The following is a 14,190-nucleotide window of genomic DNA, read 5'->3' as shown; positions in this document are numbered from 1 at the left end:
GCAGGGGATTCAGGGCATCTGCCCCAACCGGTGGACCTTTTGCGGATTTCTCCCGCAAGGGCCCGCCCCTGCCTGTGAAGTGTCGCGCAGATAGACCCTGCGCGGGCGATTTGCAAGGGGCTTCAATGCGGCCGATCACGCGGGACCTGACCAACCTGTCAATTGCCGCGCCCGCCCCGTTCAGGCAAGATCGGCTCATCAGGGGACCAGCATGACCGACAGCCGCTTCCGCTTTGGGCGACATTACGATTTCTATGAACTGCTTGCCGACGGGATCGTGCACGGCATCGGTGTCGTGCTTGCGCTTGTCGGGGTGACCGCCCTGATCTTCCACGCCGCCACCTCGGCCGGAACGGCCGAGGTCCTGGCCGCGACCATCTATGGCACCGGGCTGATCCTGTCGCTTGGGGTGTCGTTCCTTTACAACATGCTGCCGCATTCGACCCTGAAATGGCACCTGAGGCGGGCGGACCATTCCGCGATCTTCGTCCTGATCGCCGCCACCTATACCCCGTTCCTGCACAAGGCGTCGTCGGACCCGGTGGTCTTCGCGCTGCTGGTCTGCATCTGGACGATGGCCGCGCTTGGCATCGCGCTGAAATGCCTGCTGCCCGGCCGCTATGACCGGCTGGCCATTCTTCTGTATATCCTCATGGGGTGGAGTGGACTGGTCGCCTTCCGTCCCATTGCCGACCACCTGCCGCCGCTGTCGATGCTGCTGATCGTGATCGGCGGCATCGTCTATACGGTCGGCGTGATCTTCCATGTCTGGGAACGGCTTCGCTTCCAGAACGCGATCTGGCACGGCTTTGTCGTGACCGCTGCCGCCATCCATTATGTCGCCGTCCTTTCGGCCATTTAGTTAGCGGTATCGGCATCGGCCAGCCGGGACGGCAAACCGCTTGCATCGCAAGGCATGACCGGGCAGGTTGCGCGCGAATTGCGGAACAGAAGGTGGCGCCATGAACCCCGAACTCCAGTCGCAAAAGACGCGGGCACTGTGCAGCCTGGCCCCTGTCATCCCGGTCATCGTGATCAAGAACGCGGAACGCGCGGCGGGCCTGGCGCGGGCCTTGGTCACGGGCGGGCTGCCGGTGCTGGAGATCACCCTTCGCTCGGACGCGGCACTGGACGCGATCCGGGCGATGTCCACCGTGTCCGGCGGCCATGTCGGCGCGGGAACGGTGCTGACGCCCGATGACGCACGGCGGGCCAAGGACGCAGGCGCGACCTTCGCCGTCTCGCCCGGCCTGACGGATCGCCTGATCGCCGCCTGCGAGGAACTGGAACTGCCCCTGCTGCCCGGAACCGCCACCGCATCCGAGGTGATGCGCGCGGCGGACGCGGGCTATGACATGGTGAAGTTCTTCCCGGCCGAGACAAGCGGGGGCGCACCAGCCCTCAAGGCCCTGGCCGGCCCCCTGCCCAGGATCAGCTTCTGCCCGACAGGCGGCATCACCACCGCCAATGCCGGCAGCTACCTGTCCCTGCCCAATGTCGTCTGCGTCGGCGGAAGCTGGATCGCGACGGATGGCGATGTCAATGCCGAGAACTGGGGGGCGATCCAGGAACGCGCCCATGCCGCCGCACGGCTGAGCCGGGGCTGACCTTGCCCGCCGACCTGGCGCGCGCCCGGCGCAACGTGATCGTGCTGGTCGCCGCGCAGGCGATCCTGGGATCGCAGATGTCGGTGATCTTCATCGTCGGCGGCCTTGCGGGCCAGATCCTGGCCCCCAATCCCTGCATCGCCACCCTGCCCCTGTCGATGATCGTGCTTGGATCGGCGCTGACTGCGCGTCCCCTGGCGCGCTTCATGCAGGATCACGGGCGGCAGGCCGGTTTCCTGCTGGCTGTCCTGGCCGGGGCAACAGGTGCTGCGCTTTCCGCCTGGGGCCTCTGGGCCGGGTCCTTCTGGTCCTTCATGGCCGGCTCGCTTCTGACGGGCGTCTACATGTCCGCTCAGGGCTTCTATCGCTTCGCCGCGACCGACCTCGCGCCCGAGGATTATGCCCCCCGCGCGATCAGCTGGGTCATGGCGGGCGGCCTTGCCTCGGCGATCATCGGTCCGGCCCTGGTCCGGGCGACCGACGGCCTGACGGCGGTCCCTTTTCTGGCAACCTATCTGGCTGTGATCGGGCTGAATGCCCTGGGCCCTTTCCTGTTCGCCTTTCTCCAAAGCCCCAAGGCCCTAACAGACCGCACCCCCGTCGCTTCGGGCCGGCCGGTCCGGCAATTGCTGCGCCAGGCGCAGATCGCGGTCGCAATGATCTGCGGAATGGTGGCCTATGCGCTGATGAACCTGGTGATGACCTCGACCCCGCTGGCGGTCGTGGGCTGCGGCTTCGCGCCCACCGACGCGGCCAATATCGTCAGCGCCCATGTGCTGGCGATGTTTGCGCCCAGCTTCTTCACCGGCCACCTGATCGCCCGCTTCGGGGCCGAGAGGATCGTTGCGATCGGCCTGTTCCTGCTGGCCCTGGCCGGCGCGGCGGCCCTGTCCGGGGTCGGGCTGTCGAACTTCTTCGTCGCGCTGATCCTGTTGGGGATGGGGTGGAACTTCGGCTATATCGGCGCCACTGCCATGCTGACGCGGGCCCATACGCCCGAGGAACGCGGCAGGGTCCAGGGCCTGAACGATGCCGTCGTCTTTGGCGGGGTGTTCCTGGCCTCGCTGTCCTCGGGCGGGTTGATGAACTGCAGCGGCGGATCGACCGTCGCGGGCTGGAACGCGGTCAACCTTGCCATGCTGCCCTTCCTGGTGCTGGCCGGAGGCGCACTGATCTGGCTGATGCTGCGCCCGCGCGAGGCGTAGAGGCAGGGGCCGCCCCCTGGCACGTGGGTGCTCTCGAACAACGCCGCACCAACCGGCGACCCCAGGATTCTTGAACCAAGGTGAAGGTTAGAACAAGGATTTCTGTTCGGGCGGCTTGGGCTTCCGCGTGGTCTTCGGAGGCGCACCTTCGGGACGTGCCGCGACCTTGCCATCGGCGAATTCCAGTTCGACCTGGGGCATCTGCCGCGCCGCCTTGGCCGAGGTGACGACGCCATCCGGCCCATGCACGACCACGAAACCGCGCTTCAGCGTCTCGGTATAGCCCAACGACAGCCGCATCCGGTCCACGCGCTGAAGGGCTTCGCTGCGGGTGCGAATTGACCTTTGCAGGGCCAGGTCCAGCCGTCGGGCCAGGTCTATGACCTTCTGCCCCTGCTGCAGGATCGACCGCCTGGCCGTCGTCATGACCCGCGCCAGCGACGCGTCCAGCCGTTCCCCCATCGCGGTCATCCGGTCGCGCCGCCGTTCGAGCCGGCGGACCGAGGCAGCGTCCAGCCGATGCTCCAGCCGATGCAGCGCATGGCCCTTGCCGTCCATGAAGCGGCGCAGCAATGCCACGGGCATCGGCCGCACCGCCAGTTGATGCCGGCGCGCGCGGACCAGCCCGTGCAGCGCCGGGTCCAGCCGTCCGGCCCACAGGTCCAGCCGCTGCCGCGCCCCTTCGGTCAGCGCCGCGGGACGGCCAAGCGCGCGGGACAGATCGCGCAGCCGCTGCCGGGGCCGTTCGACATGAACGGTCGCGCAGCGCGTCAGCCGTGCCTGCGATTCGGCAAGGCGCGCCGCCAGTTCGGCCAGCACCGGCACTGCCATTTCCGCCGCAGCCGTCGGGGTCGGCGCGCGGCGGTCCGATGCAAAGTCGATCAGGGTCGTATCGGTCTCGTGCCCCACGGCCGAGATCAGCGGGATCCGGCTTTCGGCTGCCGCACGGACCACTGCTTCCTCGTTGAAGCCCCATAGGTCTTCCAGGCTGCCGCCGCCCCGCGCGACGATCAGCAGGTCAGGGCGCGGGATCGGCCCGCCCACGGCGAGGTCGTTGAAGCCACGGATCGCGGCCGCCACCTGCGGCGCGCAGCCTTCGCCCTGCACGGCCACCGGCCAGATCAGCACGCGGGTCGGAAAGCGGTCGCGCAGCCGGTGCAGGATGTCGCGGATCACCGCCCCCGACGGCGAGGTCACGACCCCGATCACCCGCGGCAGCGACGGCAGCGGACGCTTGCGCCCCTCGTCGAACAATCCCTCGGCCGCCAGCGCCTGCCGGCGCTTTTCCAGCATCGCCATTAGCGCGCCAAGGCCCGCAGGCTCGATCTGGTCGACGATCAGCTGGTATTTCGACTGGCCTGGAAAGGTGGTGATGCGGCCGGTGGCGATGACCTCCATCCCCTCTTCGGGGCGCTGCGCCAGACGGGACGCCTGCCCCTTCCAGGTGACGGCGGCCAGGACCGAGCGGTCGTCCTTGAGGTCGAAATACAGATGCCCCGACGACGGGCGCGACACGCGGCCGATCTCTCCGCGCACGCGGACGCGGCCGAACTGATCCTCGAGGCTGCGCTTGACCGCGCCCGACAGTTCGGAAACCGTGAATTCATGCGCGTTGCTGCCCGGCGCGTCTTCCAGCAATTCCATGCGGCTTGTTCCCTTCGCCGCGCCACACTAGAACGCCGCGACCAGAAGCGAAAGGGCGGCCCATGAACATCCTGATCCTCGGCGGCGGCGGGCGCGAACATGCGTTGGCCTGGGCGATCCGGCAGAACCCGAAATGCGACCGCCTGATCGTCGCGCCGGGCAATGCAGGCATCGCCAATGTCGCGGAATGCGCCGACCTGAACATCCTGTCTCGGGCCGAGGTGCTGGAGTTCGCCCAGGAAAACGCCATCGACTTCGTGGTGATCGGACCCGAGGCACCCTTGGCCGCAGGCGTGTCCGACGCCCTGCGCGATGCCGGATTTCTGGTCTTCGGCCCCTCGCAGGCCGCAGCCCAGCTTGAGGCATCGAAGGCCTTCACGAAGGAGATCTGCGACGCCTGCGGCGCCCCCACCGCCGCTTGGGCCCGCTTCACAGACGCAACATCGGCCCGCGATTACGTGACCGCGCAGGGCGCCCCGATCGTGGTCAAGGCCGACGGCCTGGCAGCCGGCAAGGGTGTCACTGTGGCCGAAACCATCGATCAAGCCCACCAGGCCATCGACGCGATCTTCGACGGCGAGTTCGGCAAGATGTCGGTCGTGATCGAGGAGTTCATGGAGGGCGAGGAAGCCAGCTTCTTCATCCTCTGCGACGGCACCGACTGCCTGGCCCTGGGCACCGCCCAGGATCACAAGCGCGTTGGTGACGGCGACACCGGCCCGAACACCGGGGGCATGGGTGCCTATAGCCCCGCCCCCGTGCTGACCGATGCGCTGCAGGATCAGGTGATGGCGCAGATCGTCCGCCCCACCGCGGCGGAAATGGCCCGCCGCGGGATGCCCTTCCAGGGCGTCCTTTATGCCGGGCTGATGATCAAGGACGGCCGGGCCCGGCTGGTAGAATACAATGTCCGCTTCGGCGATCCCGAATGCCAGGTGCTGATGATGCGTCTGGGGGGGCAGATCCTCGACCTACTGCTGGCCTGTGCCGAGGGACGGTTGACCGGGATGTCCGTGAACTGGGCCGACGATCATGCGCTGACCGTCGTCATGGCTGCCCAAGGATACCCCGGCGGCTACCAGAAAGGCAGCATCATCAAGGGGCTGGACAGCCTTTCCGAGACCAGTTTCGAGATGACCTTCCACGCCGGCACGGCCGCAGAGGACGGGCAGGTCATCGCGACCGGCGGCCGCGTCCTGACCTGCACAGGGCGCGGCGCCACGCTTGCCGAAGCCCATCGCCGTGCCTATGCGCAGGTCGATGCCATCGACTGGCCGCAGGGTTTTTGCCGCCGCGACATCGGCTGGCGCGCGCTCTGACCCATCTTCTGTGCCCAGATATCCCCGCCGGAGGCATCCGACGGGGCCACAGGCGCCAGCGTCACAGGCTGGAATACAGCCCCTCGTAAATGGGCAGCAGGGTATCCGTCTCGAACAGGCTGCTGACCGAGGTGCCGTTCCAGATGTTCAGGATCGCCTGGGTGAACATCGGCGCGGTCGGCACGATGCGAATATTCGGGGCCGCCTTGACCGCGTCGGTCGGCTGGATCGAATCGGTGATGACCAGCGATTTCATCACGGATTTGCTGACCCGTTCCACAGCGGGGCCGGACAGGACGCCGTGGGTGATATAGGCATGGACCTCGGTCGCACCGCTGTCGATCAGGGTCTGGGCGGCCTTCACCAGCGTGCCGGCCGTGTCGCAGATATCGTCGACGATGATGCAGACCTTGCCTTCCACATCGCCGATCACGGTCATCTCGGCCACCTCGCCGGCCTTTTCCCGGCGCTTGTCCACGATCGACAAGGGCGCGCCGATCCGGGTCGCCAGTTCGCGCGCCCGTGCCACGCCGCCCACGTCGGGCGACACCACCATCAGGTCCTGCATCCGCCCCTTGAAATGATGCTGCACGTCAAGCGCGAAGACCGGCGCGGCATAAAGGTTGTCCACCGGAATGTCGAAGAAGCCCTGGATCTGGGCCGCGTGCAGGTCCAGCGTCAACACGCGGTCGATCCCCGCCTCGGTCAGCAGGTTCGCGACCAGCTTGGCGCTGATCGGCGTGCGCGCCTTGGCCCGGCGATCCTGCCGGGCATAGCCGAAATAGGGAATGACCGCCGTGATCCGCGCGGCCGAGGACCGGCGCAGGGCGTCGGCCATGACCATCAGCTCCATCAGGTTGTCGTTCGCCGGATTCGAGGTCGGCTGGATGATGTACATGTCCTCGCCCCGGACATTCTCATAGACCTCGACGAAGATTTCCTGGTCGTTGAACCGCTCGACCCTCGCGTCGCAGAGGCTGACATTCATGCCCCGATGCATCGACATCCGCCGGGCGATGGATGCGGCAAGGGTCCGGTTTGCATTGCCGGAAATCAGCTTGGGTTCGGTCATGACGGGCATGGAGGGGGCCTTTTTCGGGGGATTCGCCAGATTGCGCCCGCCTTACCACCCGGCTAGCCTGCGGGCAAATCGCGAAGGATCGTCTTTATGGCCAATATCGACTACTATCTGGGGACCATCAGCCCTTGGGCCTACCTGGCCGGGGACCGACTGGAGCGGATCGCGGAACGCCACGGCGCGACGATCACCTACAAGCCGCTGGATCTGTTGCAACTGTTCGACCGGACGGGCGGCGTGCGGCCCGCGAACCGCCATCCCAGCCGCATGGAATACCGTGCCCAGGAACTGCCCCGCTGGGCCGCGCATCTGGACATGCCCCTGAACCTGAAGCCCGCCTTCTGGCCGGTGAACATGGCGCCCTCGTCCTATGCGATCATCGCGGCGCAGGAGGCGGGCGGCGGCGACATCGGCGGGCTGGTCCAGGGCTTCCTCCGCGCCGTCTGGGCCGAAGAGCGCGACATCAGCGACGACGCGACCATCCGCGAGGTCCTGTCGGCGCATGGCTTCGATGCCTCACTTGCGGACAGCGGGTTGTTCGTGGGCGCCGAGACATACGGCCGTAACCTTGAACAGGCGGTCGAGGCCGGGGTCTTCGGCGCGCCCTTCTACGTGGTCCGGGAAAGCGGACAGAAGTTCTGGGGGCAGGACCGGCTCGACTTCCTCGACCGTCACCTCGCCTCGCTATGACCGGCATCTACAAGCGGCATTGGGCGGGCGACCGGGATCGCCCCGCCCTGGCCCTGCATTGCATGATGGGCAACGGCGCCTATTGGGGCCCGATCGCAGGTCGCCTGGAAGGACGGATCGATCTGGCGGGTTTCGACATGCCCGGCCATGGGCGCAGCGATCCGTGGGAGCCCCAGCCCCAGGGGCCGGACTTCCACACCTCGGTCACCCGGATCGCGGCCAGCTTCATCGACCGGCCGCTGGACCTGATCGGGCACAGTCTGGGCGCGACGGTCGCCCTGCGCATCGCCGTCGCCGCGCCCGAAGCCGTGCGAAGCCTGACCCTGATCGAGCCGGTGCTCTTTGCCGCAGCACCCGACGCCGAGCAGATCACCCGCGACCAAACAATGGCCGAAATGATCGCCCAGGGGCGTGACGACGATGCCGCGCGCGCCTTTATCGACATCTGGGGCGCAGCGCCCTTCGACAGCTTGCCCCCAGCCACCCGACGGGCCATGGCAGATCAGATCAAGCTGGTGGTCGACACCGATGAGACCCTGACACGGGACCGCGCAGGGATCCTGGACGAGGGAAGGCTGGAAACCATCGATGCCCCGGTCATGATCATCCTAGGGCAGGACAGCCCCCTTGTCATCCACCGGATCGCGGATGCCCTGGCGCCACGCCTGGCCGATGTTGGGCGGGCGATAGTGCCGTCGGCAGGGCATATGCTTCCGCTGACCCATGCGGACCAGACGGCGGGGCTGATCGCCCTGAACCTTGACCGGGCCTAGAGGCTGAAATCGTCCAGATGCGCCACCGGACCAATGGCCAGCCATTCGGCCCGGATCCGCGCCACGCGCGTATCGCCCCAGGTCTGGAAAAGGATGTCGAAGCCCGTCCGGGAAACGGCCTCTGCGCAGATGTCGGCACGCTGGTTGGCCTGCCCGTCGATATCCCACATGGCAATGGAGACATGCACGACCGGCGGGCCGGCAAAGGCCTCCTCGAATGTGACGGCATGGCGAACAAGTCGATGCCCATGGCCGGACCACATTTCGCCCTGGTCCTCGAACGCCGAGAACAGCAGCGCCGAGCCTTGGCAGACGCCCACAGCATGATGATCGAAGCGCCTCATCCCTGACCTTTCGCGACGGCACCCGCAGATGATATCCTTACGCCGTGCAAGGCAGCTAAAGTAAGTGGATGCCTCATCAATGCCGCCGTTGCTGATCAGGCACAGCATTCCTCGAAGGCGCGTTCCAGGATCTCGATCCGGCCCTGCGCGTCGGCCAAGGCAGCGTCAAAGCGCATTTCAGGCAACAATCCCTGTCCCAGCGACTCGCAATACTCCAATGCCGCGCGCATGATGCGCCCCTGCTGCGCGGCCCCCAGCCTGGCTGCGGCTGCCTCATGTGTCGAAGATTGCTTGACCTCGACGAACACCAGGCAGGATCCATCGCGGGCAATCACGTCGATCTCGCCTGCCTTGCCACGCCAGCGGCGCGCAAGGATCGACATGCCCCGCCGTTCCAGCAGGCGCGCAACGCTCTCCTCCGCAAGGCTGCCGGACAGGTTTGCCATGTGTCCCCGTGCCTTCCGCAAGGGCGATGCCTGCCTGGATGGGACAGGCAATGCCCATGGAAGATCCAGCGGTCTTGCAATGTGACCCATCATCAATTCCTATCTTCAGCCATACCCAGCGCGATCTGATAAACATCGCGCCGTGCCATTCCCAGTTCCCCTGCCACCTCTCGGGCGGCGTCTTTCACCGTCATAGCCCCCAGCCGCGCCTGCAGCGCGGTCCTGACCACATCGTCATCGGCCTGTACCGCCGTGGGGCGGTCCAGCAGCATCACCACCTCGCCCTTCAGGGCGGCCATGCGCGGATCGGCGGCCAAATCGGCGGCGGATCCCCGGATCACTTCCTCGAACTTCTTGGTCAGCTCGCGTGCCACCACTGTAGGACGATTCGGGTCAACCTCGCACATCTCCTTCAATGTCTGGTTAACGCGCCGCGGGCTCTCGAACAGGATCAGCGTGGCGTCGACCGCCATCCAGTGCCGCAGCCAGGTCATCCTTGCACCCTTGGTCGAAGGCGGAAACCCCAGGAACAGGAAGCGGTCGCTGGGCAGTCCCGACAGGCTCAACGCCGCCAAGGGGGCCGAGGGGCCGGGAACCGCATGGACGCGGTAGCCCGCCTCGGCCACTTCGCGCGCCAGGCGATAGCCTGGATCGGCCACCAGCGGCGTCCCGGCATCCGAGGCATAGGCGATGCTTGCCCCCTCTGCCAGGGCGGCCATCAGCCCGGGCCGGGCGCGTTCGCCGTTGTGGTCGTGATAGGGGGCGATCCGCCGCCCGCGCAGGGGAATGCCATGGATGTCCAGAAGCTGGCGCAGCACCCGCGTGTCCTCGGCCGCTAGAACGTCCGCGCCGTTCAGCACGTCCAGGGCGCGCAACGTGATGTCTCGCGCCGTGCCGATTGGCGTCGCCACGAGGTAAAGCCCGTTGTCCAGCCTGGGCACCTCGACATGGGCCGCAAGGCGATGCGCGGGCTGGATTTCGTCGCGTTTCTCGGTCATCGCCTTCTCCTTCCGACTGATTGCCAAGCCGGACCGATGGTCCTAGGCTGGCCCAAGCTCGCCCGATATCCTACAGCAGGGAAAATTCATATGGTCGTTTCCGCAACAACCCGGCCTGGCACCGGATTGCGCCGCATCGTCGCGCGCACCGCTGCGATCCTGTCGGCCTTCGTGCTTGCCGCTTGCGAACCTACCGGCGGGTCGCAGCAGGCAAGCGGGCCGGCTATTGGCCCGCTCATCAATCCAGGAGAGCCGGTGCGGGTCGCGCTTCTGGCGCCCGGCGGCAGCGGATCGGCGGATCTGGAATGGCTGTCGCGCAGCCTGAAGAACGCGGCGCGGATGGCTGCGGCCGATGCCCAGGGCGCCAGCATCGACCTGCGCGTTTATGATACCGGCACCAGCACGGAACAAGCCGTGGCCCAGGCCAATGCGGCCGCCGACGCAGGCGCGCAGATCATCGTCGGTCCGCTGTTTGCCGAAGGCGCGAATGCCGTGGGCAACGCCATGCGGCCGCGCAACATCAACGTGCTGTCCTTTTCGAACAATGCCGAGATCGCGGGTGGCAACGTCTTCATCCTGGGCAACAGCTTCGCCAACATCGCGGACCGGCTGGTGGGCTTCGGCGTCCGCCAGGGCAAGCGCAACGTCTTTGTCGTGGCCGAGGATGACGTCGCGGGCCAGATCGGCGGCCGCGCGATCGAGACCGCGATCGCCCGCAACGGCGCGCGGATGGCAGGCCGGATCAACCACCCGGTCTCGGTCACGGGGATCGACGCCGTGGTCCCACAGATCGCTGCTGCGGCGCAGTCGGGTCAGGTCGATGCCGTCTTCATGACCGCCAACAACCAGGCCGTTCTGCCCTATCTAACGGAAAAGCTGGCCGCGGCCGGCGTCCGATCGCCGGTCACGCAGATGATGGGCCTGACCCGCTGGGACCAGCCCCCTGCCCGGGCCTCCTTGCCGCAGTTGCAGGAAGGATGGTTCGCGATCCCGGACCAAGGCCTGCGCGCGCAGTTCGACGCCCGCTATCGCAGCGCCTATGGCGAGCAGCCGCACGAACTGGCAAGCCTTGCCTATGACGGCGTCGCGGCGATCTCGTCCCTGGTGCGCGGCGGGCAGCGCAACGCGCTGACGACGACAGGGCTGACGCAGCGCGCGGGCTTTGCCGGCGTCGGCGGCGTCTTCCGCCTGCGGCCCGACGGCACGTCGGAACGGGCGCTTGCCGTTGCGACGCTCCGCGGCAACCGGCTGGTGATCCTCGATCCCGCACAGCGCGGCTTTGGTGGCGCCGGGTTCTGATCTTGGCCCAGCGCGTCGACACTGCGATCCTGCAAAGCGCCCCGGCATTGTCCGGGGCGCATCCCCTCTTCGACCCCGACAGCTTCCTTCCGATGCTGGACGCGGCGCTGAACGGCCTGACCGACCGACGCGACATTCGCGCCCGCACCGTGGCCGTCCTTTCGGACGCGCGGGCCGAGGCCATGCGCGCGATCGAGGCGGGCTTGGCCAGCCACCCTCGCGCCGCCCGCGAAACCGTCCGCGCCATCGCCAGCCTGACCGACGGCATCGTGATCGCCACCCATCATGTGGCGACGGTCTGGCTGCATCCCCAGCGATCACAGTCCGAGGCCGAGCGGCTGGCCGTGCTGGGCGTCGGCGGCTATGGCAGGGCCGAAATGGCGCCCGCCTCGGATCTGGACCTGCTGTTCCTGACGCCGTGGAAGATCACGGCCTGGGCCGAAAGCGTGGTCGAATCCATGCTGTATGTCCTGTGGGATCTGAAGCTGAAGATCGGCTATTCGATCCGCAGCGTGGACGACTGCATCCGCCTGGGCGCGGGGGACATGACCATCCGCACCTCGCTGGTCGAACACCGGCTGGTCACGGGCCACGCCCCCTTGGCCGAGGAACTGCGCGAACGTCTTTGGGTCGAGCTTTTTTCAAGAACCGTGCCGGAGTTCATCGAGGCCAAGCTCGAGGAGCGTTCGGCCCGCCATCAGCGCCAGGGCGGGCAACGCTATGTCCTTGAACCCAACGTCAAGGAAGGCAAGGGCGGGCTGCGCGACCTTCAGACCCTGTACTGGATCGCAAAATACATCCATCGCGTCGACCGGGCCGTCGAACTGGTCGACCTGGGCGTCTTCACGCGGGAAGAACACCTGGCGTTCTGGCAGGCCGAGGATTTCCTTTGGGCCGTGCGCTGCCACCTGCACCTGATCGCAGGCCGCCCGGTGGATGTCCTGTCCTTCGACATGCAGGTCGAGGTCGCGCGTCGCATGGGCTATCGCGACACCTCGGCCCGGCGCGGGGTCGAGTATTTCATGCAGGATTACTTCCGGCACGCCACCCATGTGGGTGAACTGACCCGCGTCTTCCTGACCGAGCTCGAGGCACGGCACGTTCGCAGCGCCCCCTTTCTGGGCCGCCTGTTCCGCCGCCGCCGCAAGATGCGCGAAGGCTTCACCGACAGTCACGGCCGCCTCAGCATCACGGACGATGCCGAATTCCTGCGCGATCCCCTGAACATCCTGCGCCTGTTCGAGGAAGCCCTGCGCACCGGCATCCTGATCCACCCCGACGCGATGCGGCTGGTGGCCGCGAATCTGGACCTCATCGACGACAAGGTCCGCAGCGATCCCGAGGCGATCCACATCTTCATGGATCTGCTGCTGAAGCACGGCAATCCCGAGCGCGGGCTGCGGCGCATGAACGAACTGGGGGTGCTTGCCGCCTTCATCCCGGAATTCGAGCCGGTCGTGGCGATGATGCAATTCAACATGTATCACCACTATACCGTCGACGAACATTCCATCCAATGCGTCGCCGCCCTTGCCGAGATCGAGCGGGGCGAGCATCCCGATGACCTGCCCCTGTCCAGCGAGATCATGGAGTCCGGCATCAACCGCCGCGTCCTTTACCTGGCGGTGCTGCTGCACGACATCGGCAAGGGCCGGCGCGAGGATCACTCGATCCTGGGCGCGCGGCTGGCGCGGCGGATCGCGGCGCGCTTCGGCTTTCCGCAGGACGAGATCGAGACAGTCGAATGGCTGGTCCGCAACCACCTGCTGATGTCGGACGTGGCGCAGAAGCGCGACATTGCCGACCCCCGCACGTTGCGCGACTTCGCCAAGGCCGTGAAGACGCGGCGGCGGCTGGACATGCTGCTGGTGCTGACGGTCTGTGACATCCGCGGCGTGGGTCCGGGCACCTGGAACAACTGGAAGGCGGCGCTGTTGCGCAGGTTGCATACCGAGACGGCGCTTGTGCTGGAAAACGGTCTTGAGGAACTGAACCGCGACCGCCGCCAGAACGAGGCCAAGCGCAGCCTGCGCCATCTTCTGGTCGCCAAGGGCTGGGAGCCCCGGGAGATCCGCGCCGAACTGGGACGGCATTACGACAACTACTGGTCGGGCTTGCCGACCGAGACCCAGGCCAGCTTTGCCGAACTCTTGAACGGCATCGGCCCGGACGAGATCCGCATCGACCTGCGGGCCGATCCGGACCGCGACGCGACCCGCGCAGCCTTCGTGCTGGCCGACCATCCGGGCATCTTCTCGCGCCTCTGCGGGGCGCTGACGCTGATGGGGGCGAACGTCGTCGATGCGCGGACCTATACAACCCGCGACGGCTTCGCGACGGCTGTCTTCTGGGTGCAGGATCCCGACGGCAGCCCCTTTGACGAGGACCGCCTGCCCAAGCTGCGCCAGACGATCCTGCGCACGCTGAAGGGCGAGATCGTGGCGCGCGAGGCCTTTGCAACCCGCGACAAGCCCAAGAAGCGCACGCGCGAGTTCAGGTTCCCGACCCATGTCACCTTCGACAATGAAGGCAGCGACATCTATACCATCATCGAGGTAGATACCCGCGACCGTCCGGGCCTGCTTTACGACCTGACGCGGACCATGGCCGCAAACCACATCCAGATCGTCAGCGCCGTGATCGCCACTTTCGGCGCGCAGGTGGTGGACAGTTTCTACGTCAAGGATATGTTCGGCCTCAAATTGCACAGCGAAGCCAGGCGCGACGCTTTGGAAAAGAAATTGCGCGCGGCGATTGCCGACGGGGCGAAACGGGCAGAGGCTTGAA

General features: G+C 66.8%; 13 protein-coding genes. 8 read left to right on the top strand and 5 right to left on the bottom strand.

Annotated features, from left to right (window positions below; all coding sequences use genetic code 11):
* Positions 1-211: 211 nt before the first annotated feature.
* The 3 genes from trhA to IE224_RS12010 all read left to right on the top strand — a co-directional run bounded on the left by trhA (position 212) and on the right by IE224_RS12010 (position 2,812).
* A complete protein-coding gene (gene trhA, locus IE224_RS12020; RefSeq protein WP_191310669.1) occupies positions 212-862 on the top strand; it encodes a PAQR family membrane homeostasis protein TrhA in 651 nt (216 codons plus the stop codon).
* A gap of 100 nt (positions 863-962) precedes the next feature.
* Complete coding sequence (gene eda, locus IE224_RS12015) at positions 963-1,607, top strand: bifunctional 4-hydroxy-2-oxoglutarate aldolase/2-dehydro-3-deoxy-phosphogluconate aldolase (RefSeq protein WP_167622325.1); 645 nt, start codon at positions 963-965, stop codon at positions 1,605-1,607.
* Positions 1,604-2,812, top strand: coding sequence for an MFS transporter (locus IE224_RS12010; protein ID WP_229849364.1), 1,209 nt, complete (start codon positions 1,604-1,606; stop codon positions 2,810-2,812). Before eda ends, IE224_RS12010 begins: the two co-directional genes overlap by 4 nt.
* Before the next feature lie 87 nt (positions 2,813-2,899).
* Here the strand turns inward: IE224_RS12010 and xseA are convergent, their stop codons facing one another.
* Positions 2,900-4,456 carry an exodeoxyribonuclease VII large subunit gene (gene xseA, locus IE224_RS12005; RefSeq protein ID WP_191310666.1) on the bottom strand — a complete coding sequence of 519 codons (1,557 nt, stop codon included), beginning with the start codon at positions 4,454-4,456 and terminating at the stop codon, positions 2,900-2,902.
* Positions 4,457-4,518: 62 nt separating this feature from the next.
* Between xseA and purD the strand changes: the two genes are divergently transcribed.
* Entirely contained in the window at positions 4,519-5,775 is a 1,257-nt protein-coding gene (purD, locus tag IE224_RS12000; RefSeq protein WP_191310664.1) for a phosphoribosylamine--glycine ligase, read from the top strand.
* A 61-nt stretch (positions 5,776-5,836) separates the two neighbouring features.
* Here purD and IE224_RS11995 read toward each other — a convergent pair whose 3' ends face one another.
* Complete coding sequence (locus IE224_RS11995) at positions 5,837-6,856, bottom strand: ribose-phosphate pyrophosphokinase (RefSeq protein ID WP_167622328.1); 1,020 nt, start codon at positions 6,854-6,856, stop codon at positions 5,837-5,839.
* A gap of 87 nt (positions 6,857-6,943) precedes the next feature.
* On the opposite strand from IE224_RS11995, the gene IE224_RS11990 reads away from it, so the two are divergent.
* Entirely contained in the window at positions 6,944-7,543 is a 600-nt protein-coding gene (locus IE224_RS11990; RefSeq protein WP_191310662.1) for a 2-hydroxychromene-2-carboxylate isomerase, read from the top strand.
* On the top strand, positions 7,540-8,316 hold the full coding sequence (locus tag IE224_RS11985) for an alpha/beta fold hydrolase (protein ID WP_191310660.1): 777 nt from the start codon (positions 7,540-7,542) through the stop codon (positions 8,314-8,316). Before IE224_RS11990 ends, IE224_RS11985 begins: the two co-directional genes overlap by 4 nt.
* Here IE224_RS11985 and IE224_RS11980 read toward each other — a convergent pair.
* The 3 genes from IE224_RS11980 to rsmI form a co-directional block, all read right to left on the bottom strand.
* Positions 8,313-8,660 carry an H-type lectin domain-containing protein gene (locus IE224_RS11980; RefSeq protein ID WP_167622331.1) on the bottom strand — a complete coding sequence of 116 codons (348 nt, stop codon included), beginning with the start codon at positions 8,658-8,660 and terminating at the stop codon, positions 8,313-8,315. The genes IE224_RS11985 and IE224_RS11980 overlap by 4 nt on opposite strands.
* A 95-nt stretch (positions 8,661-8,755) precedes the next feature.
* Positions 8,756-9,106: a YraN family protein gene (locus IE224_RS11975; RefSeq protein ID WP_229849358.1), complete on the bottom strand. Its 351-nt coding sequence runs from the start codon at positions 9,104-9,106 to the stop codon at positions 8,756-8,758.
* A gap of 92 nt (positions 9,107-9,198) precedes the next feature.
* The gene (gene rsmI, locus IE224_RS11970; protein WP_191310658.1) at positions 9,199-10,104 is read right to left on the bottom strand and encodes a 16S rRNA (cytidine(1402)-2'-O)-methyltransferase; all 906 of its coding nucleotides are present in this window, start codon (positions 10,102-10,104) and stop codon (positions 9,199-9,201) included.
* A 90-nt stretch (positions 10,105-10,194) separates the two neighbouring features.
* On the opposite strand from rsmI, the gene IE224_RS11965 reads away from it, so the two are divergent.
* Both IE224_RS11965 and IE224_RS11960 read left to right on the top strand, forming a co-directional pair.
* A complete protein-coding gene (locus IE224_RS11965; RefSeq protein ID WP_167622334.1) occupies positions 10,195-11,403 on the top strand; it encodes a penicillin-binding protein activator in 1,209 nt (402 codons plus the stop codon).
* Positions 11,404-11,495: 92 nt separating this feature from the next.
* Positions 11,496-14,189, top strand: a complete 2,694-nt coding sequence (locus IE224_RS11960; protein ID WP_191310761.1) for a [protein-PII] uridylyltransferase — start codon at positions 11,496-11,498, stop codon at positions 14,187-14,189.
* The last annotated feature ends 1 nt before the right edge of the window (position 14,190 follow it).

The sequence above is a fragment of the Paracoccus aerius genome, assembly GCF_014656455.1.
Taxonomy (GTDB): Bacteria; Pseudomonadota; Alphaproteobacteria; order Rhodobacterales; family Rhodobacteraceae; genus Paracoccus; species Paracoccus aerius.
This window is presented reverse-complemented; position numbering and strand designations above follow the sequence as displayed.